We start from the raw sequence: 21,208 nt of genomic DNA, 5'->3' as shown, positions 1-21,208 counted from the left end.
ATGAAACACTGATTAAACAGATTGGCACAGATTAAAACAAGCAACGAAGCAATCTCCAAAAACATGAAAATCAACAAATTAACTCTTCTCTTAATCATATCTCTACTTGCTATTGGAGCACATGCCCAAGATACCTACGCCGAAAAACTCGGCTGGCCCAAAGGTGCCAAAGTAGTCATTTTCCACGTTGATGACCCTGGGATGTCGTATTCATCCAATCAGGGTACCATCAAGTCAGTAGAGCAAGGCGTCGCCACTTCGTGCAGCATCATGTTTCCGTGTGCGTGGTCGGCGAGTTTTGTTAATTACATCAAAAAAAGTAATCCCAACTTAGACGCAGGGGTTCACCTTACCCTCACATCTGAGTGGCGCGACTACCGCTGGACGCCGTTGGCGGGTTTTCAGAACGTACCTAGTTTGGTTGACAATGAGGGTAATTTGTGGCACGAAGTAGCTCAAGTGGTGAAAAATGGCACAGCCGACGAAGTCGAAAAAGAAATACGCGCGCAAGTGGAGCGGGCATTACGCATGGGACTCAAACCCACGCACCTCGACTCGCACATGGGGACGCTTTTTGCGCACCAACCTTTTTTGGAACGTTACATCAAGGTAGGAGCCGAGTACCAGATTCCTGTCATGTTTCCTGGGGGGAATAATAAACTGTTGAAAGAGTGCCTTAATTTGCCTGTGGTCAAAAAACTCAAAGCCGAAGGAAAATGGCAAGAAGGGATGAAACTCCCCGACCCTGAATTGACCAAATCATCGACGGCAGTAGGTCAAAAAATTTGGCAATTGGGCCTACCTGTTTTGGACGATTTGCACACCATCAGCGGCGACTGGAAACCTTCAACCCCCAATCCTTCCCCTGAAGAATGGGGGAAATACAAGGCCCAGCAGTTCATTGAAACCCTCAATGCCATGCAGCCTGGCTTGGCGATGTTCATCGTACACAGCAGCGACATCACCGACGCTTTCAAATACATCAGTGCCTCGGGTGGTTCGCGCTACGCCGATATGCTCTCGATGATGAGCCCTGAATTAAAAGCTTATATTCAGTCGAAAGGTATCATTCTTACTACTTGGCGCGAAGTAATGGAACGCCGTAAGAAAGTGAAGTAAATTTCCTTTGTCACCCTGTAAGGGCCTAAAAATCAGATGAATTAACAACCGTTTTAGATGCTTACAGCATGACAAAAAACAAGTTTTATCAATAAAAAAAGCACGAATGAAACTCCGTTATTCTTTCTTCCTCTTTGCCTTTATTTGCCTCTTTCAAACCACCTTTGCCCAATCACCCATCGTTCAATCCACGCTCATTTTCCCACCCCAAGAAAAACACGTCCACGGAAGTAGCCTTGTGGCTTTGCCCAACGGTGATTTTCTTTCAGTATGGTTTCATGGCAGCGGTGAACGTACGGCTGATGATGTAAAAATCATGGGTTCACGTCTCAAAAAAGGGCAAACGAAATGGAGCGAGCCGTTTGAAATGGCCGATACCCCACTCCTGCCCGACTGCAACCCTGTGTTGTTTTTAAACCAAAAAGGCACGCTGTTTTTGGTATGGATTGCCGTACAAGCCAATCAATGGGAACAGTCGATTCTTCGGTTTAAAACATCCACTGATTATAGCGGCAACGGTGCGCCCGTTTGGAATTGGCAAGACAATATTTTGCTCAAACCCGACGACCGTTTTGCCAAAGAAGTAGCCGAAAAATTCAAAAAACTACCCGAATACACCGCAGGATGGGCGGGCTATGCGCCTAAATACGACAACATGGTTATCGAAGCTGCCAAAGATGCCACCAAAAGAAGCATCGGGTGGATGACGCGCATCAAACCGCTTCAGTTTGACAACGGTCGGATTGTATTACCGCTTTATTCCGACGGGTATAACTTTTCGATGATGGCCATTTCGGACGATTTTGGTGCGACTTGGCGTCCCAGCCTTCCTTTGGTAGGTCGTGGACCGATTCAACCCGCTTTGGCGCTGCGAAAAAATGGAAATATTATCGCCTACCTACGCGACAGTGGCGACGCACCTACGCGCGTTCACATCAGCGAGTCGTCCGACAAAGGAGAATCATGGACGGCTTCGGTCAAAACTGACATTCCAAACACCGCGAGTGTCGAATTATTGAATTTGCAAGATGGGCGACTGGCCTTTCTTGGCAACGACATTGAAGACGGACGCTACCGTGTCAGCCTGTATCTTTCTGACGACGAAGGCAAAACTTGGAAATGGAAAACCCGCTTAGAAGACCACCCCCGCGATAAAGGTGGCTACTCTTATCCGTGCCTCATTCAAACTTCCGACGGACTTTTGCACATCACTTACTCTGCCCACGCCGACAACAAAAATAAGTCCATCAAATACGTGGTGGTGAATCCAAAAAGAATCAACTAAAGCATCAACAAAATGGGCAATGTAAGCGTCAGTTTTCTACATGAATGTTGACATTACATTAGCCCCATTTTACATATTTTCGCCAGTTGTGTTGCTCTTTGAACCCTAACACCTCACGAATTTTTCGATTAGAAAACAGTGCTTCATGTTCTTCCAATTCGCGTGTGATGGGCACATTTGGAAAAAATCGCTCGGCTAGTTCTTTGCTCGGAATTACAGCGCCATTATGGTCATTCCCTGCATTAAACACTTGGTAACCAAGGCCATCTTTTTTTAAACACAAATCCACAATCTGCCCCAAATCCCGTGCATCAATATAACAAAAAGCATTTCGGCGACGTACTTCAGGGTGGTTGAAATAATGAGGGAATAGTTCAGCGTATTCGTGCGGCTCAATCACATTTCCGATACGAAGAGCGTAAATATCAAATCCTGAGCGACGCTGAAAACTTCGCGCTGTTTTTTCATTTACCACCTTTGACAATCCGTAGCTATCCATTGGGTCAACGTCGTAATCTTCTTCCAATGGTAGCGAATGAGGGTCGGTTTGGCCATCCGAAAAACAGATACCATAAGTAGTCTCCGACGATGCAATGATAATTTTCTTGATACCTAATTTTACGGCCGCTTCAATCACGTTATAAGTTCCTACGGTATTTACCCGAAAAGTTTCATTATCAGGCTTTAGCAAGATACGTGGAACCGCCGCAAAATGCACCACTGCATCAAATTTGGGCACACCTGTACCCAATTCCAGTTCTTCAAACCCCGTGTAGGAAGTCATTGCATTAAACATTTGCCCCGAATCGGTAATATCGGCGGTTAGGTTAGCTACCCCAGGATGATGTAACGGCGTTAAATCTAGATTCAACACTTTATGTCCTTGTTCGAGCAGATACGGAATGACGTGTTTTCCAGCTTTTCCTGAGCCTCCCGTAAACAATATTCGCATTGTAGTAATTGATTTGAGTAATATAAATAACAGTATTGATAGCAACCCCTAGGCTGGTGATATTAACTTACAACCTACCACTTTTTCATAATCTTCACCAACTTCTTCGTAATCACCTCATAACCCGCGTCCGAAGGGTGCAGGCCGTCGTAGGTCATAGCGATGGATTCGACGGGGTAAGGATATTCGTCTGTTTCGGGGTTGAACGGAACGTCGATAAATTCGGGGTACGAATAGTTTTTGTACTGTCCCGTTTGTGGGTCTTTTAGTCGTTTAAATTTCACCAATTTTGAATGCGCTAGTTTTTTCTCATGGTACAAATCCACCACGTGCAGCTTTTCCCGCTCTCCAATGGCCTTGATGGCTTCCGCAAATTGCTCCAAATATTGCCCTTTTTTGTCTTTGTACGAACCGTAAGCATTGTTTTTAAAATTGGCGATATACACAAAATCCACGCGTTGAAGCGGCGTTATCAAAATGATTTTTGCGTCGGGGTTGAGGCTTCGAAATTTATTGATAATAATCCGAAACGAACCGTAGAGCGTCCCAAACCCCGTGTTGTTTTCGTAGTCGGACATCGTACCCACGGGTCGGCCTCCCCACCAATCGTTCGTTCCTAAAAAGACAGAATAAACGTCGGCTTTGACCAAATTAAGGCTTTCGATTTTTTCCGCAATCCGCGCGGCCGTCCAGCCATTATGCCCTTGATTAATATACTGAATATGAGGCAATTTCTCCGTCACCATAGTCATGTAGCCTTTGGTAATACGATTGCCCGTTTCATTTTGGTGTTCGTTGAGGTAAGTAATCGAGTCTCCCAAAGCCACCCACGTCATTTTTTCGGGGGAAAAGCAGCAAAAGAGCAAAATCAATACGGGAGCAATGAGCCATTTTTTCATGTGTAGTGCGTTTAGTTATAAAAGCATCTTGGCCCTTTATTTTAACGCTAACCGCACCTAATTCACAATATACCACTGGCAGCTAGCCAGTTACAAACCACTTTCTTTTCTATTCCACAGAGGAATAGAATCCGCGTTGGATGAATATGAAGAAAATAAAGTAAATAAGAATGGCGCTCTTCTAATAAATCACTTGTCAGAAGATAGTTTTTGTTGAATATTGACGACAAAGTCAATAGTTACACCTGCAATTTTAGCAATTTTGTCAAAAGCCATATCAGTTTCTTTTAATAAGTTTTCAACGATTTTTCTTTTGGCTTTGACTACAAAATAGTCGTTTTCCTCGTTTAAATATTTTGAAATGCTTTCCATGATTTCGTCGATTTGCAAATCTAATTTACGCAATTCCGCTAATATACGCAACTGATTTATGTACTTCTTTAACGTCAAATCCGTGCCCGTTGTTTCTTCAAGTCGGTCAACTATATTTTCAATCGCTGTTTCAGGTTTATCTGCACCAAAATTACTTAGTACTGCAAAAACAATTTCTTCGGGCTTCTCAGACCTCAAAAACAACTGATAATCAATAACTTTTATAGAGCGCAGATGGTATTTAAAGCTTAAATCTTCCATCGTAAGCTCTGTTTCCATTTGAGGAATGGTTTTGCCCAAAAAAATGACAAACTGGCGAACAGGCAATTTATATTTACGAGCAAGCATTATACAATATTCCGCCATACGATAAACCATTTCTGGCTCATCCGCTACTTGAAATTCAATCTGTAACACAAATGTATTACTCTGGCTATCAACAACTTTTTTTAGTACATCAGGTTTACGCTCTTTAGTATGCTGAATGTCATCAGGAAGTTCTTCTAAAGAAATCGCAGTAATCCCAAGGACATTTTCCATCAAGCTTGGAATGACAACCTCAATATTTTCTTTAAAAATTTTGTCGTACTGGTTGGCTTGTTTCCTTTTCTGTTTCATTGTACAAAAATACACAGATTTAGAGTACTACGAGTAGCTTAGGTTTTAAAATTGAACCTCCCAAATAGCCCTTGAGAATTAAATCAGAGTATTCTAAAAGAAAGTTTCTGTTACACCAATATCCCATCTTATGAGAATACAGTTCCTAGTTTTAAGTACATGGCTATGCTCTTTTGGTCTTCTGGCTCAAAAACCCAAACAGCCTGTCCACCGAGACACGCCTTTTACGCAAGACTACGCCATCAAATATTATTTCAAAGACAGCGTTGAACCGCTCCATGTTTTCACCGACCGCAATGGAACCATCAAAATCAGTACCAAAACAGGTTTGTTCCAACCTCATGCGGGTCAGTTGCTCTATCCTGGGACACTAGAAAAAGATGTTTCATACCGCCCCATCGCTGATAAAAAAATTGCGAACCTGTCGCTTTATCAGCAGCAGTTTGTTTTGATTGACAACAAATCGGTGTTGAGCGATGCTTGGGCGGGCAAGTTGTTTCTCAAACATTCACTCCCCGACGCACACCTCTTCGCAGGTGGTAGCGACTTTAATTTCCTCATTGCCAACGGTTCGCAGCTAGAATACCTTCCGAAACAAGGAACAGGCTGGAAAGAAACGGGTCTTGAAGGGCGTATTTTGGACATCAAATACAACAACGGACAATTTTATGTATTGACCGACAAAGCGGTGTATTCGGCTGCTGAAGGTGCCAAAGCAGTGAAAAAAATCTATGCAGCCGATAACCTCACAGCCTTGGAAGTCACCCTTTCCAAGCTCGTTGTAGGCACTAAAACTGGCTACCTCGAATTAGATAAAACGGGCAAAGTCATCACGCCGCTCCAGCAAAAACTTCCCTCAACAGACATCACTTGCATCACTGCCATTGGAAATCAGCTTTGGTTTGGGTCGAGCGAGGGTGCTTTTTACCAAAAACCCGACGGAAAATTTAACTATTACGCTTCTGAGCGTTGGCTTCCTTCTGACCAGGTGGTACACATTGCCCAAGGAGAAGGCGGTTCGGTGTTGGTATTGACCGACAAAGGGCTTGGAAAAATTATGTTCACCAAAATGACGCTCCAAGAAAAAGCCACTTTCTACGAAAAACAAGTGCGCACTCGCCACATTCGGGATGGCTTTAATGGCACGCTTGGTCGCATGAAAAACGGCAATTTGTCCACGGGTACATTGCAAGATTCTGACAACGACGGCCTTTGGACTTCCATGTATTTGGGCGGGCAAATCTTCCGCTACGCCGCCACCAAAGACCCACAAGCACTCCAAAACTGCCGCGAATCGTTGGATGCAATGGAACGCCTGTACGACATCAATAAAATCCCAGGGTTTCCGTCGCGGTCGTTTGAGCGCACAGGCTACAAATACGACGACAAACCGTGGCGCCGTACCGACGACCCCGAATGGGATTGGAAGTCCACGACAAGCAGCGACGAAGTGATTGGGCACATTTTTGCGTTTGGCGCCATGGCCGAGTTGATCGACGACAAAGACCTAAAATCACGCTCCATTGCATTGATTGATACTTTGATGAGCCACATCATCAAAAATGATATGTATTTGGTGGACTGGGACGGAAAACCTACCCTTTGGGGAAAATGGCACCCCGATTATGTCAATAACTTCCCCATCAACGTGGGTGACCGCAAGCTCAATTCATCCAACATTACGGCCATGTTGCAAACGGCCTATCATTTTACCAAAAAAGAAAAATACAAGGCCAAGGCATTTGAGTTGATGAAAAAACACGGGTACTACGAAAACCTCATGCGTCCCATGAAAATCATTGGGCAGGCACCAGGAAACGCCAGCGATTGGAGCAAGATGCTTTCGGGCGACTGGAACCATTCGGACGACGAAATGTACTACATGGGCTATTGGGGGTTGTATCGCTATGCGTTTAATGACACATTGAAGGCCAATTACAAGAAAGCCATCGTGGACCACTGGCAGTTTGAACGCCCCGAAAAAGATGGCCTGTGGAATATTTTGACGGCTATCACTGGCATTCAAGATTTTGATTTGGAAGAATCTGTTTGGTATTTGCAAGAATACCCGCTCGATATGATTGATTGGACGGTAAAAAATAGCCATCGCAAAGACATTGAACTATTGCCCCCCAATTTTATCGAACAAACCACCAAAGAAGTGCTTCCTCCCGACGAACTAGGCATTATTCGTCACAACAACAGTCGGTTTATTTTAGATCGAAACGGGCGTGGTAGTTCGGAAATGAGTGCTGGAGATATTTGGCTGCTTCCTTACTGGGCTGGACGATATCTAGGCGTTATTAGTGGCGCTACAACCAATACCGTCATGAAATAACGATTTTTAAATCTTACTCCAACGCAGGCTACGCTATGAAGTGGCCTGCGTTTTTTTATGTACCTAAATGACATAAATATACGTATAGTAAGTTACGTTCCGCTTTTCGTGTCCCACTATCATCAACCCAATTTGCCCCCTCCAATTTTCATGTACGAAATAGAGGGTTTTATGTACAAATACTCCCCTTTCATAAAAAAATTGGAATCGGACTTTAAAATACTATTTTTGGAATATAATTTTGTTGTACTGATAGTGCCGCCGATTTTCGGCAAGGGTACTTAGTTATCTCACATCAACGGTTATTGAAACTCTTATGCGAAATGATCTGTGTACCTAAAAACCCATTACAATGACTAAAGCAGAATTGGTAACGCGTATTTATCGGCAAACCGACCGTACCAAAACCGAAGTAGAAACAACGCTCGATGCGATGTTTGATGTCATCAAAGACTCACTTAGCCAACACCAAATTATTTATGTGCGCGGTTTTGGCAATTTTCAAAACAAACATCGTGCAAAACGCACTGCGCGCAATGTAAAACGGAATACCCTTGTTGAGGTAGAAGCACACGAATACCCTACTTTTAAGCCTTCAAAAATTTTTATTGAAGAAGTTAAAAAAAGCCTCCTTGAGCCTAGCCTATAACAAATGAAGGGGTTGTCCAAAAAGTCTGGTATCACCAAATTATCTTCGGTCTCTGTTCAACCTCACGGCAGCGGCCGACCGTCCCCTAAATCCCCCTCACGGTACGCCGTCGCGGCCTTTCAGTAGAGGGGGACTTTTAGAGCCCTTCTCCAGAAAGGACAGGGCCGCCTGAGCGGAAGGGTTGGGATGAGGTTGAATCCAAAGAATATTTTGTAACCTGTTACTTTTTGGACAACCCCTTCTATTTTGTGACGCAGTTATAGGATACGACTTATCAGGTTTCCCTCAATGTGTTTGCGGGTAATTTGGTTGCGATACTGATCCCCGATGGGTATAGAATCTCCAGTAGTTAAGATAATTTCGTTTTTTGTAATAATCTGAATCGCAGAGCGATGTACCAAAAACGAACGGTGTACCCGCATAAAAACGTCGCTACGAAGTTGTTCCTCCATTTTAGAAATAGATAAAATGGGTGAGTAGGACGAATGCTTTGTCACAATTTGCAGATAATTTTCCTGCGCTTTCATGTAAAGCACCTCTTTGTAGGCAATTTGTATGTAGTTGGAGTTTTCCCTAACAAAAAAATAAGGCTCCACTGGGCTTGTTTCTTCCGTATTTATGAAGCGTTCTTTGACGTTTTCAATGGCCTTCAAAAAACGCTCTAATTCAAGCGGTTTTAGCATAAAATCCACTGGCGATACCTCATAACAATCCAAGGCATAGTCACGATGTGCTGTTACAAAAATAACCAAAGGACGATGGCGAATGCTTTTAACAAAGCTTAAACCTGACATTTCGGGCATTTCGATGTCACAAATCAGCAAATCGACCTCGACATCGCTCATTTTACTATAACCTTCCATGGCAGAACCACACACGCCCACAAGCTCCAAATTGGGGTGCATTTGCACAAATTTCCCAATGATTTTTTGCCAGTTTATATCATCATCAACAACCAGTGTATTGATTTTCATGAACGAATTTTTCTTTAAAATTACGATTCTTTTGGTTTTGAAATCAATAGCATACCTAAAAATACAATTGCGCCATTTAGCATAAGCCGCTCAAAACCAATTTTGTACCCATCAAACCATGCCTCCGAATTTTGGTTCAGTACGTACGTAATAATCGGCCCCAAGACACACACGATAGGCGTCAGGCGGTCTTTCACCGAACGTTTGGTATATAGCCCAAAAGCAAATAAGCCCAGCAACGGCCCATAGGTATAGCCAGCAATGTCAAAAATAGCCGTAATTACTTCTTTGCTATTGAGTTGGTTGAAAAGTACAATGACCACATAAAACAACAACGAAAACCCAATATGTACCCAGTGCTTGATACGGGCGCGTTCTTTTTCGGGTTTGTTGGTTACGTTCATAAAGTCAATACAAAAAGACGTCGTCAGGGCGGTCAGCGCTGAGTCCGAGCTTGCATAGGTAGCAGCCGTAATCCCAATCAAAAACGTAATTGCGACCACAACTCCCGCCGTTCCTTCGTTGAGGCCAAAATGATTCAAGGCCAACATCGAGTAAATTTCATCCGTACGTTCTGGTAACGTAATGTTTTTGGCCTGGGCATAAAAATACAACAACACCCCAAGGCTCATAAACATCAGGTTGACGAAGGTCAACGTAATGGTAAACCAAAACATGTTTTTCTGAGCTTCACCGATGTTTTTACAAGTCAGGTTTTTTTGCATCAAATCTTGGTCCATACCCGTCATGGTAATGGCAATAAACGCCCCCGACAAAAATTGCTTCCAGAAATACTTGTTGTCTTTTGGATCGTCGAAGAAGAAAATGCGAGAATATTCGCTATCGGCCACGGCAGAGACCATCCCGCCAAACGTAAAATTTAGCTCTTTGGAAATCAAATAAATCGTAAGCGCGACTGCCGTAACCAGAAACGTCGTTTGGAGCGTATCGGTGATAATAATAGTTTTTACTCCACCCTTAAAAGTATAGACCCAGATAAGTGCGATCGTAATCAATACGGACACTTCAAAGGGAATCCCAAGGCCGTTGTACATGGCCAATTGAAGAACTTGCGCCGCTACGTAGAGCCGCACTGCCGAACCGAGTGTGCGCGAAAGCAGGAAAAAAGCCGACCCTGTTTTGTACGCCCAAAAACCAAAACGCTGTTCGAGGTAGGTATAAATAGAGACCAAGTTCAGTCGGTAATAAAGCGGCATGAGCACACTACCTATAAACAGATATCCCAAAATATAACCTAACACCACCTGAAAGTAGGAAAATTGAATTTTTCCAACTGCACCAGGTACGGAGATAAAAGTAACCCCCGACAGCGACGTGCCTATCATGGCAAATGCCACTAAGTACCAGGGAGACTGCTTATTGGCCGTAAAAAAAGTATTTGTGTCAGCCCCTTTAGAGGTATAAATAGACACTGCAATCAATACCGCAAAATACACAATGAGAATGGTGAGAGCTACATATGGACTCATAGAATGGAACAAATAAGGTTAGAATGTGTTTATACCTTTTGCAAACCTATACGATTTTTCGTAAATTTGTTATATCAGTTCATTAACTATACAAATCTTTGCACATGCAACTGTTTGAAATGCCCGAAGTCGATGTAGTCGAAGAAGTAGAGCAAAAAGTAGTGGAAACCGACCTTTACAGTCTAGTGGTTTTCAACGACGAGGTGAATACATTTGATTGGGTCATCGAAACCCTCATGGATGTTTGCGAACATACCCCCGAACAAGCAGAACAGTGTACCATTATCATTCATTACAAAGGCAAATGCCGCGTAAAAAATGGTTCTTGGGAAGAGCTAGTACCCAAACGCCAAGAGATTTGTCGCCGTGGTATTTCGGCAGAAATACTTTAGTAATTCTGCCTTTCCCTTACTTCTTATTCGCCACTTTCTCCAAACAGTGCTTTCAATTCGGTGGCATCGCTGGGTTTCATTCGCCCTGCCAAAACCAACCGTAATTGCCGACGACGCAACGCGCTCTGAAAAAAGCTTTGCTCTTCTTCTGTTTCAGCAATCACGGGCGCAACTTCGATGGGTCGCCCGCTTTGGTCAACCGCTACAAAAGTGTAAAAAGCAGAGTTGGTATGCACAGCCGCCTCGCCCGCTGAAAGGTTTTGGGCGCTTACTTTGATGTGTACTTCCATCGACGACGTAAAGGCACGGGTGACTTGCGCCTCAAACGTTACGATGTTTCCTAACTTTATCGGCTCGGCAAAAGATACGTTATCGACCGAAGCCGTCACTACTGTCCGATGCGCGTGCTTCTGGGCAGTGATGGCGGCACAAATGTCCATCCAATGAAGCAACCGCCCTCCCATGAGGTTGTTGAGGGTATTGGTATCGTTGGGCAGTACCATTTCGGTCATGATGGTGTGTGACTCACTGGCTTTTTTGGGAAGAGGCATAATTGGAATGTCGAATTTAGAATGTTGATTGTCGAATGTAATACAAGCGACAAAATTAATTCTAAACTCTCAAACCACAACTTTCCGAACCATTTCAGTACATTGGCTGTTGTTTTTGTAATCTAACATTCTAGGATTATGAGTCAATTCATGGTAGAATTTACCCTCCCTGACGAAATGACGGAGGAGTTTTTAGCAAAAATCCCGCGCCAGCGTCAAAAAATCAATCATTTGATGGAGACGGGAAAAATTACGTCTTATGCCCTTTCATCCGATCGGACCAAGCTTTGGTGCGTTATCAAAGCCGATACCGAATTGCACGTTTTGGAAATTCTTTCGCAGTTTCCGTTAATTGATTTCATGGAGCCCACGATTTCGGAATTGATGTTTAATAATACCGCAACGGCCGTAAAACTCCCGATGTTTTCGCTCAATTAGTCGAAAGATGTGTACCTTTGGGAAAAAATTCAGCCGTGAATCCTTCCGAAATCTACACCCAACGACAAGCCGTTTTTCAAGCACAAACCGAAGTAATCCAGCGCCGTTATAACCAACTTTCCACCGCTCGACTTGCTATTTTTATCTTAGCAGCCGCCGCTGTTTGGTGGCTTTCAAAAAGTGACCTTTCGTTTGCCTTTACCATTGGATTTCTAGGGCTGGTTTTATTTGCGATTGTGCTGCGCAAACACCAAAAAACCTCCCGACTTCTCAATCTTTATCGGATTTTGACTCAGCTCAACAAAGAAGAAACGGCAAGGTTGTCGCTTTCTTTTTTGAGAAAAGAAACGGGGGAAGAGTTTGCTCCGCCCAACCATCCCTATGCTTACGATTTGGATGTTTTTGGCAAACATTCACTTTTTAAACTCATCAATCGGGCGCATACCAAAGTGGGGATGAAAACCTTGGCACATTGGCTCTTAGCCCCCGCCGACCCCATCGAAATTACGGTTCGTCAGTTGGCCATTGCCGAGCTTACTCCCCTACTCGACTGGCGTCAAGAGTTTGAAGCCACTGCTGCTCTCGAAAAACAAATTTCCCAATCCACCGAATTTTTATCGCTTTGGCTCAAAGCTGGCGAAAATGAATCCATACTTCGCTGGAAGCGTTTTAGGTGGTTGCCCATCCTGACAATTTTGGGGATTATGGCAGCGTCTCTGGGTCTAATCCCTTGGTTGGTTATCGTAGCCGTGTTGCTTTTTCACGGGTTTATTTTGAGCAAACTTAACGCTTCGGTCAAGGCGTATGCCGAGCAATCGGAGCAAATTGTCGGAACCTTGAAAGCTTACGCGGCTCTTTTTGAAAAAATTGAAAATCAGTCGTTTGAGTCTGCTAAACTACGACAGCTCAAAAGCCAACTTACTACGGGCATCCCCGCGTCAAAAAGTATTCAGCAGCTTGCTAAAATGACCGAAAACCTCAATTTTCGGCTGAATCCGTACTTTATGCTGGCCATTGGCCTTCCTTCATTATGGGATTTGCAATGGATGACCCAACTTGAAGCGTGGAAAAAGCGCCACCAAGACGACCTTGGGCGATGGTTTCACGTACTGGGTCAGTTTGAAGCCCTAAGTAGCTTGGCGGGCTTTGCTTATTCTAATCCCGCTTATCCGTTTGCCGAACTTTCTACCGAATCATTTTACATCAAAACCAAACACGTCGGCCATCCGCTCATTGCGGCTGACAAACGTGTTTGTAATGATTTTGAACTACAAGGTTTGGGCCAAACGGCCATCATTACAGGCTCAAACATGTCAGGAAAAAGCACCTTCTTACGCACCATTGGCGTCAATACCGTTTTGGCGTTATCGGGCTCGGTCGTCTGTGCCGAACAGTTTTCGAGCGCTATTCTTCAGGTTTTTACAAGTATGCGAACGCAAGACTCGTTGGAAGAAAACACCTCTTCGTTCTATGCTGAGTTAAAGCGTTTACAAACCTTGCTCAAACTTTCGGAAAGCTCGCCCATTCCTGTGTTTTACTTTTTGGACGAAATATTAAAAGGTACCAACTCCGTTGACCGCCACAAAGGTGCCGAGGCACTGATTCGGCAGCTTCATTTACAAAAAGCGGCTGGGTTTATTTCTACCCACGACATTGAGCTGGGCGACATGGCCAACGAAGGGCAGTTTGCCCACAATTACAGTTTTTATTCTACCTTCACCGACGGCAAATTACACTTCGACTATCAGTTGAAAGAAGGGGTTTGCCGAGAATTTAACGCAACGGCATTGATGCGACAAATTGGGATTGAAATTCCCTGAGGTATGCTGGGAACGTCGGGGTGTGAGCACCCCGACGCACTTGAATGAGTACCTCAACGCACTATTTCCCTTTTGTCTCGTTCGTTCCCCCCGATACGGCTGCTTTTAATTGCTCCAACTCCGCTCGAAACGACTTAAATTCATTTTTATAGCGCGTGTTTTCGGATTCGAGTTGCTCAATGCGCTTCAACAACGCCTGCGTTGCCGAAATGTTCAACGTGCTGAGGGCTTCATAATCTACCGAACGAAAATCGGATACTTCTCGGCCGTAAACAAATACTGAAGTTGCGGCCAAGAGCGCTGTACCGTTATTTTTTACTTTAAACCCTTTTTCATTCACAGCCTCCACCTCTAATATTTCCTGCTTTTCGCCAAAAATGAGTTTTACTTTTTCCCCAACCGTAAGCTGATGGTGGGGCAATTCGACAAAGTTATTTTGAACGTTGGCCAACCGATAGATGTCAGGAATGATGTCGGTGGTTTTACTAACCGCCTGTGGGTAAACCGTTTCTACCTGTTGGGCAATCACTTTTTTGTGATGGCCGTTCCCTTTTCCGATTTTATCTTTGAATTGATAGTCGGTAATTTCAATTTTGGCTAGGGTTTCGAGGTCGGTAGTATTATTTGTCTTTCCTTTGATGTCTTTGATACGCGCATCTGAAAAAGCATTAAATTCGGTAGCCGCCACACGGTCAGAGGCGTAAATAGAATAGTTGGCGGTATAATTGGTGACTGCTCCTGTCTGGTTACTGCCATTAAAATAGGCGTAAGAAAGTGTATTACTGGCATTTCCATTCACCACCAATTTGGCTTGCGTCGGGGAAGTTGTTCCTATGCCCATTTTACCATTGACGGTCAATAAATTAGAAGCGAAATCTCCGTAAATCAACGGAGTAGCTGAATTAGAGTTATCAATATAAAGTTTATTATTACCCGTTTCGTTCTTACCCGCTTCGTAGCCAATAAAAACATTACCTGAACCTGTCGCATTCTGTCCAGCAAATACCCCAATAGCTGTATTATAAGAGCTTGTCGTTATTTTATTTAACGATTGTGAGCCAAGCGATACATTGTAAATGCCTGACACATTATTTTCCAGCGATAAACTTCCTAGTCCTACATTTCCAATGCCTGTAGAGGTTTTGTTTCCTGAAAAATAGCCCACATAAGTATTAAGGTTATCTGACAAATCATCATTTTCGCCCGCAGCGTATCCTAAAAATGTAGAACCTCCTGTGCTATAAACTGCCATTTGGGCTCCTTTTATTGCCAATCGTTCTTTCCCGTTCGTTGAAAAGTGGATAACATCTTCATTTGCGATTTTTTCAACCTCAATTTTTGTATTCCCATCAGCATCTTGTAAAATGGTTGTTAGATGAGTCGGGTCGGCCCATGACGCATTTCCGCTGGCGTCAGATTTTAAGACATAATCGTTGGTTGCTCCCGTGGTCAATTGTAATTGGGTAGCTTTAGCTTTCCCATTTATATCTAATTTGACGGAAGGTGTATTTGTTCCGATGCCGACATTTGAACCGTTATCAAAAACTTGCGTGTTCGCCAAAGTAGAACCGTTCCATTTGGGCAAATAATTGCTTGTTAAGTTTCCAATTTTAGGGTCAGTTTCGGAGAAGTTGGGGGATACCCACGAGGCATTTCCACTCGCATCCGACTGAAGGATAAAGCCATTTTGGGCACCATCGCTCAATTGTACACTTTTTGCTTTTACTTTTCCATTTATGTCCAATTTTGTAGAAGGCGATAATGTACCAATACCCACGTTTCCTGAATAAGAATTTAAAATCAAATCGCCATTTGTGGTCAAATTATTACCCGAACGGCCTTGAATTTCGTTTCCTCGCTCCCCTATCATGATGCCTTTATTATTGGCAGGAGTGGCTTTATCAATACTGGCGAATACTACTGGTTTGTTCTCCGAAGTGTTAAAATAAGTGATAGCGTCTAAGTTGGTAATGTAGCTTTCGCCCACTGAAAAAGGGGCTTGGGGGTCATCATTTAAAATCCCTATTCGTCCTTGGCGATTATCAAAGATACTTCCTTTGACCAGTTTATTGCCATCCCAAGTTGGCACATAATCCGACGTTTGGATTCCTATTTTGGGATCCGTTTCCGTAAAACTTATCCCTAGCGATGTCGGGTTTTTCCAAATCGCATTCCCGTCTGCGTCTGATTGCAACAGGTACCCATTCGCTGCCCCGTTGGTTAATTGCAAAGTCGTTGATTTTATTTTCCCCTCTACGTCCAATTTACTACTGGGCGTGGTGGTTCCAATACCCACGTTTCCATCGTAAGCATTCAAAATCAAATCACCGTTTGTGGTCAAGTCTCCATCTGAACGACCTTGAATTTCGTTCCCTCGCTCCCCTATCATGATGCCTTTACTATTGGCAGGAGTGGCTTTATCAATACTGGCGAATACTACTGGTTTGTTCTCCGAAGTGTTAAAATAAGTAATAGCGTCTAGGTTGGTAACGTAGCTTTCGCCCACTGAAAAAGGGGCTTGGGGGTCATCGTTTAAAATCCCTATTCGTCCTCGGCGATTATCAAAGATACTTCCTTTGACCAGTTTATTGCCATCCCAAGTTGGCACATAATCCAACGATTGGCTTCCTACTTTGGGATCTGTTTCCGTAAAACTTATGCCCAGCGATGTCGGGTTTTTCCAAGTCGCATTTCCGCTCGCATCCGATTGCAAAATATAGCCGTTGGTTGCTCCGTTTGTTAATTGGAAATTCGTCGTCTTCGTTGTCCCTGCTACTTCCAATTTATTCGTCGGCGCAGTAACCCCTATTCCCACGTTGCCATTGTCCACTATCGTACCATCCGAGAGTTTTGTCCCGTTCCACTTGGGTAACACGTTATTACTCAATGTCCCCACTTTTGGGTCGGTTTCAGAAAAACTAATTGGTAAGCTCGCGGGGTTCTTCCAAACTGCATTTCCACTCGCATCCGATTGCAAGATATAACCGTTGGTTGCGCCATTGGTCAACTGTAAATTCGTCGTCTTCGTTGTCCCTGCTACTTCCAATTTGTTCGTCGGAGCAGTAACCCCTATTCCCACGTTGCCATTGTCCACGATTGTACCGTCAGACAGTTTTGTTCCATTCCACTTGGGTAACACGTTATTACTCAATGTCCCCACTTTCGGGTCAGTTTCAGAAAAACTAATTGGCAAGCTCGATGGGTCTTTCCAAACGGCATTTCCGCTCGCATCCGATTGCAAGATATAACCGTTGGTTGCGCCATTGGTCAACTGTAAATTCGTCGTCTTCGTTGTCCCTGCTACTTCCAATTTGTTCGTCGGAGCAGTAACCCCTATTCCCACGTTGCCATTGTCCACAATTGTACCGTCTGAGAGTTTTGTCCCGTTCCACTTGGGTAACACGTTGTTGGTCAATGTCCCCACTTTTGGGTCGGTTTCAGAAAAACTAATTGGTAAGCTCGATGGGTCTTTCCAAACGGCATTTCCACTCGCATCCGATTGCAAGATATAACCGTTGGTTGCGCCATTGGTCAACTGTAAATTCGTCGTCTTCGTTGTCCCTGCTACTTCCAATTTGTTCGTCGGAGCAGTAACCCCTATCCCCACGTTGCCATTGTCCACGATTGTACCGTCTGAGAGTTTTGTCCCGTTCCACTTGGGTAACACGTTGTTAGTCAATGTCCCCACTTTCGGGTCAATTTCACTGAAACTAATTGGTAAGCTCGCGGGGTCCTTCCAAACTGCATTTCCACTCGCATCCGATTGCAAGATATAACCGTTGGTTGCGCCATTGGTCAACTGTAAATTCGTCGTCTTCGTCGTACCAGCTACTTCCAATTTGTTCGTCGGCGCAGCAACCCCTATTCCCACGTTGCCATTGTCCACGATTGTACCGTCTGTGAGCTTATTACCATTCCATTTTGGCACAATATTCCTGCTTAATGATCCCACCTTGGGGTCGCTCTCAGAAAAGTTAATCGGCAAACTCGAAGGGCTTTTCCAGCTTGCATTTCCGTTGGCATCCGACTGCAAAATATATCCGTTAATTGCGCCATTGGTCAATTGGAAGTTCGTCGTTTTCGTTGTGCCTGACGTTTCTAGTGAAGCCGTTTTCAACGTTGATGCTATTTCGACTTCTGTTGCTTTCAGTTTCCCATTCACATCCAGCTTCGAGCTAGGCGCTTCCGTTCCAATCCCCACGTTCACATTTTGGTTCGGAAACATGGTACCGTTGCCTACCGTCCAATAGTTAAAACCTGCCGCCGCTGGGTTCACCCACGTTCCGTTCCCTCCCGCATCCGATTGCAGAATAAACCCTGCTGTATTGGTGCCATTGTGCAACTGAAAACCATTCATTTTTACTTTTCCCGCCACATCTAACTTTTCGCGAGGCGAACTGGTTCCAATCCCAATTTTATCCTCCTGAATGTACAACATGTTATGAAAGGCATTTTTTTCAATAATAAATGGGCGCGTTTGAAAGGTAGAGTCCACGATTTCGAATCGGTCTTGGGAGGTGCTTATGGCCCAATTGCGGGTGTAGTTGGCAAAATTGATTTGTGAATTTGTCGCCAAGTTGGTTCCCAATTGAAAACGCGGTTTGGGCAATTGCAACAACAGTTGTTCGCGGCCAACTTTCAAGCCTCGATCTAAGCCATCGGGCGACAAAAAGTAATCGCCCACGTTGATATTTTGGGTCGCAGTATGGTTGCCCAAATTATCCGCCGACGGCTTGACCGTTATCAATTCTTTCCAATCTCCTCCCACGCCTGTGTGGTACCAAATCGACTTCGTGTTGGTATCGAAAACCAATTGCCCCATCGTAACGGGCATTGTGATACGTTCGTTGGAGGTCATGCTTGGTAACCATACACCATTGGGCGTAAAAGTAACCGACTGACTATAAACCGTTTTAGTCCCCATAAATAAAGACAAAACCAATGCAATCGCCAGCGCATAAGCGCGGCGCAAAATAACCTGTGAGTTCATAACAATGTGTAGTAAAGAGGTGGTGGAACAAAAAATAAAGGTGTGGAATTGGTTATAGAGTAAGAGTAGGGCGACTATGCCAAGGGTTAAATAATCCATTCGGGTCGCGTTGGGCACGTACTACGTCGAGACGTTTTAGATTATCTGCCGCCACGAAAGGTGCCATGCGCTGGTGAAGTCCTTCATCGGCCAACTGAATTCCCGTGGACAAGTGATTGGCTTTTTCCATCCACCCTTTTGCCCAACTGCCGTAGTTGGGGATGTCGTTTGCGTCTTTCCAAGTACCATACAGGGCAATGTAAATGTTATCTTCCAGCGAATAAGCCATGTCTTGTGAACGCTTGGGAGGGTACCAGTTAAGCCACAACATGTGCGAAGGAGCAGGTGGCAGGGTTTCCACCATGCCTTTCAAATAGGGCATTAGCTCGTCGATGGAAGCTTTGGTCCACATATTGTCCACTCCCCAATGGTGGTCGTCGGGGTAATGCGTCATCACAAAACGATACATCGACGACATATTTGCTTTCAAATAAGGTGTTTTGAAAAATGCTTTTTGCTTAATGGGGCTATTCAACATAAACGCCTTGGCCTCTTCGAGTTCGTCTTTTGTATCGGCAAAAATTGGTGCAACGGCTTCAATGCCTGGCCCCAAAAATTTCAAGACTTTGCGGCTTGTGAGTAACTGAAATTCGACGGCATCAGGCACACTTGGCCCTATTTCGTGCGCCCACCGAAACACATCTTCAAGGTGCTGAATATCAAAAACGTGGGTAATAGACCCACAATAAGCAGGCTTCTTGAAAAGTCGTAGATGAAACGCCACCACAACGCCAAAAAATCCACCGCCTGAACCCCGCGCTGCCCAATAAATGTCCGAATTGTGGTGTTCGTTGGCATGAATGTAGTCGCCATTGGCCGTAACCACGTCAATTCCAATGACATTTTCGCAAGCCATGCCCAACTTTCGTCCGTTCCATCCAAAACCTCCTTGCAGCAGATAACCGCCAACGCATACGCCTTTGCAGTGCCCCGCAGGAAAAAACAAGTCTTGGTCAAACAAGGCCGTTAGCAACGTACTCCCTCCTACCCCTGGCCCTACTTTGGCCGTCATCGCCTCACGGTTTACCTCATACGTATCAAATTTTCGCATGTTAATCAACACGCTGTTGTTCCGAACGTGGTTGGCCGACCAACTGTGCCCTCCCGAACAAATACTGATATGTTTTCCTTCTTTTCGAGCATAATGGATGGTGTCAATAATGTCGTCGATGGTTTTTGGGGTTACCATCATATCGGGGCGGCGGCCTGGTTCCCATTGATTAAAAAGGGTGTCCATAATAGCCCTATCAAAGCCTTTGTCTCCTTGTTGGATAATGTCTCCTGAAATAGCAATTGGTTTCATGTTAAAATGGTTTTTAAAGGGTTGGATTAGTGAAATTCGTGGTATAAGTCGGGCAAGATTTTGGCCAAATGATTCATTTCCTCGGAGCAATGCTGCAACAAGTCTTTCGCTTGACGTTCAGGGAGATGTGCAATTTTTGGCAACACTGCTGACACCAGTTGAACCAACTTATTGTCTCCCCTCAACTGAATGTGTTTTCCTCCCATCCAAAACCGTGAACGCATTTCGGCGCCAACGGCGGTTTTGCGCACTTGGTGTACCAGCCAACCAAAATCAACGGGCAAATGTGGATATCCCAAGCGTGCGCAGATATACACCACTTCTTCTTTGTCGGCAATCTGCTCCTCCGAAAACCCCAATGCAGTGGGATGCACAAACTGAATAGCCGCTTTTTCGAGGGAAGTTCCGATATATTCTTCAATGATAGACGTGCGACCAATGTACGCTTCATCGTCGCGCCCATCTTCCCAGCGGGCAGATTTGTGGGCAGCAGGATGCCATAATTTATAGCGATTATCTTGGCAACCGTGCCAGCCAAACCACCAGTCCCACATGGGGGGAGTAACGTGCAGCATAGGGGTCAGCACGGCCACGTGTAATCCTCCGTCAGGCAGCATAAAATATCCATTTTCAACCGAATCGTAGCCTTTGCTTGCCAATTTGGTCACTTTTTCAAAATCCAAAGCTTCCGACGAAGGCAAGGCATGGTCCAATGCCGCAGCTACGTTGGCAGGAATTGAGGCAATCACATCGTTGAAAAACTTAGCAAAGGGGTGTTCGAAATCGTCCGTTCGGTACCCCATGTAGGTGGCGTGGGTTGTCATGGTTAATTATTTTATACATTTTAGTTCAACAAAATTGTTTATATAAATCGCAAAAAATAAGGCGAGACGCCTTTTTCAATTCAAAGCCCTTCAAA

16 protein-coding genes are annotated in these 21,208 nt (G+C 44.4%); 7 read left to right on the top strand and 9 right to left on the bottom strand.

Annotated elements, in window-relative coordinates:
* Positions 1-63 precede the first annotated feature (63 nt).
* Both AC23P2_RS24090 and AC23P2_RS24085 read left to right on the top strand, forming a co-directional pair.
* Positions 64-1,119, top strand: coding sequence for a polysaccharide deacetylase family protein (locus AC23P2_RS24090; RefSeq protein ID WP_487775566.1), 1,056 nt, complete (start codon positions 64-66; stop codon positions 1,117-1,119).
* A 106-nt stretch (positions 1,120-1,225) separates the two neighbouring features.
* Positions 1,226-2,404 (top strand): sialidase family protein, encoded by a 1,179-nt coding sequence (locus tag AC23P2_RS24085; protein WP_487775565.1) that lies wholly within the window; start codon positions 1,226-1,228, stop codon positions 2,402-2,404.
* A gap of 58 nt (positions 2,405-2,462) precedes the next feature.
* On the opposite strand, the gene AC23P2_RS24080 is transcribed toward AC23P2_RS24085, so the two are convergent.
* From AC23P2_RS24080 to AC23P2_RS24070, 3 genes are all read right to left on the bottom strand, one after another.
* On the bottom strand, positions 2,463-3,356 hold the full coding sequence (locus AC23P2_RS24080; protein ID WP_472486955.1) for an NAD-dependent epimerase/dehydratase family protein: 894 nt from the start codon (positions 3,354-3,356) through the stop codon (positions 2,463-2,465).
* A 74-nt stretch (positions 3,357-3,430) separates the two neighbouring features.
* Positions 3,431-4,255, bottom strand: a complete 825-nt coding sequence (locus AC23P2_RS24075) for an SGNH/GDSL hydrolase family protein (protein WP_487775564.1) — start codon at positions 4,253-4,255, stop codon at positions 3,431-3,433.
* Between the two features lie 189 nt (positions 4,256-4,444).
* A complete protein-coding gene (locus AC23P2_RS24070; protein WP_487775563.1) occupies positions 4,445-5,245 on the bottom strand; it encodes an RpnC/YadD family protein in 801 nt (266 codons plus the stop codon).
* 130 nt (positions 5,246-5,375) lie between these two features.
* Here AC23P2_RS24070 and AC23P2_RS24065 point away from each other — a divergent pair, with 130 nt between their 5' ends.
* Positions 5,376-7,583: a hypothetical protein gene (locus AC23P2_RS24065; RefSeq protein ID WP_487775562.1), complete on the top strand. Its 2,208-nt coding sequence runs from the start codon at positions 5,376-5,378 to the stop codon at positions 7,581-7,583.
* A 352-nt stretch (positions 7,584-7,935) separates the two neighbouring features.
* Positions 7,936-8,232, top strand: a complete 297-nt coding sequence (locus tag AC23P2_RS24060; protein WP_028527200.1) for an HU family DNA-binding protein — start codon at positions 7,936-7,938, stop codon at positions 8,230-8,232.
* A gap of 257 nt (positions 8,233-8,489) precedes the next feature.
* Here the strand turns inward: AC23P2_RS24060 and AC23P2_RS24055 are convergent, their stop codons facing one another.
* Positions 8,490-9,206: a LytR/AlgR family response regulator transcription factor gene (locus tag AC23P2_RS24055; protein ID WP_487775561.1), complete on the bottom strand. Its 717-nt coding sequence runs from the start codon at positions 9,204-9,206 to the stop codon at positions 8,490-8,492.
* 20 nt (positions 9,207-9,226) lie between these two features.
* A complete protein-coding gene (locus AC23P2_RS24050; protein ID WP_472486959.1) occupies positions 9,227-10,696 on the bottom strand; it encodes a sodium:solute symporter in 1,470 nt (489 codons plus the stop codon).
* Positions 10,697-10,800: 104 nt separating this feature from the next.
* Here AC23P2_RS24050 and AC23P2_RS24045 point away from each other — a divergent pair, with 104 nt between their 5' ends.
* On the top strand, positions 10,801-11,088 hold the full coding sequence (locus AC23P2_RS24045) for an ATP-dependent Clp protease adaptor ClpS (RefSeq protein ID WP_028527197.1): 288 nt from the start codon (positions 10,801-10,803) through the stop codon (positions 11,086-11,088).
* A 23-nt stretch (positions 11,089-11,111) separates the two neighbouring features.
* On the opposite strand, the gene AC23P2_RS24040 is transcribed toward AC23P2_RS24045, so the two are convergent.
* Positions 11,112-11,639, bottom strand: a complete 528-nt coding sequence (locus AC23P2_RS24040) for an acyl-CoA thioesterase (protein WP_028527196.1) — start codon at positions 11,637-11,639, stop codon at positions 11,112-11,114.
* Between the two features lie 138 nt (positions 11,640-11,777).
* Between AC23P2_RS24040 and AC23P2_RS24035 the strand changes: the two genes are divergently transcribed.
* Together AC23P2_RS24035 and AC23P2_RS24030 are read left to right on the top strand one after the other, a co-directional pair.
* Positions 11,778-12,077 carry a muconolactone Delta-isomerase family protein gene (locus AC23P2_RS24035; RefSeq protein WP_028527195.1) on the top strand — a complete coding sequence of 100 codons (300 nt, stop codon included), beginning with the start codon at positions 11,778-11,780 and terminating at the stop codon, positions 12,075-12,077.
* A gap of 35 nt (positions 12,078-12,112) precedes the next feature.
* Positions 12,113-13,897, top strand: a complete 1,785-nt coding sequence (locus tag AC23P2_RS24030; RefSeq protein ID WP_487775560.1) for a MutS-related protein — start codon at positions 12,113-12,115, stop codon at positions 13,895-13,897.
* Between the two features lie 61 nt (positions 13,898-13,958).
* On the opposite strand, the gene AC23P2_RS24025 is transcribed toward AC23P2_RS24030, so the two are convergent.
* The 3 genes from AC23P2_RS24025 to AC23P2_RS24015 are packed head-to-tail and all read right to left on the bottom strand — an operon-like array spanning position 13,959 to position 21,113.
* On the bottom strand, positions 13,959-18,887 hold the full coding sequence (locus tag AC23P2_RS24025; protein WP_487775559.1) for a tail fiber domain-containing protein: 4,929 nt from the start codon (positions 18,885-18,887) through the stop codon (positions 13,959-13,961).
* A 52-nt stretch (positions 18,888-18,939) separates the two neighbouring features.
* Positions 18,940-20,289 carry an FAD-binding oxidoreductase gene (locus AC23P2_RS24020; protein ID WP_487775558.1) on the bottom strand — a complete coding sequence of 450 codons (1,350 nt, stop codon included), beginning with the start codon at positions 20,287-20,289 and terminating at the stop codon, positions 18,940-18,942.
* Between the two features lie 26 nt (positions 20,290-20,315).
* The gene (locus AC23P2_RS24015; protein ID WP_487775557.1) at positions 20,316-21,113 is read right to left on the bottom strand and encodes a DAPG hydrolase family protein; all 798 of its coding nucleotides are present in this window, start codon (positions 21,111-21,113) and stop codon (positions 20,316-20,318) included.
* Between the last annotated feature and the right edge of the window lie 95 nt (positions 21,114-21,208).

The sequence above is a fragment of the Runella sp. R0.1_18 genome (assembly GCF_057652155.1).
Note: the sequence above shows the minus strand (reverse complement) of the source record. Positions and strands in the feature narration are given on the sequence as shown.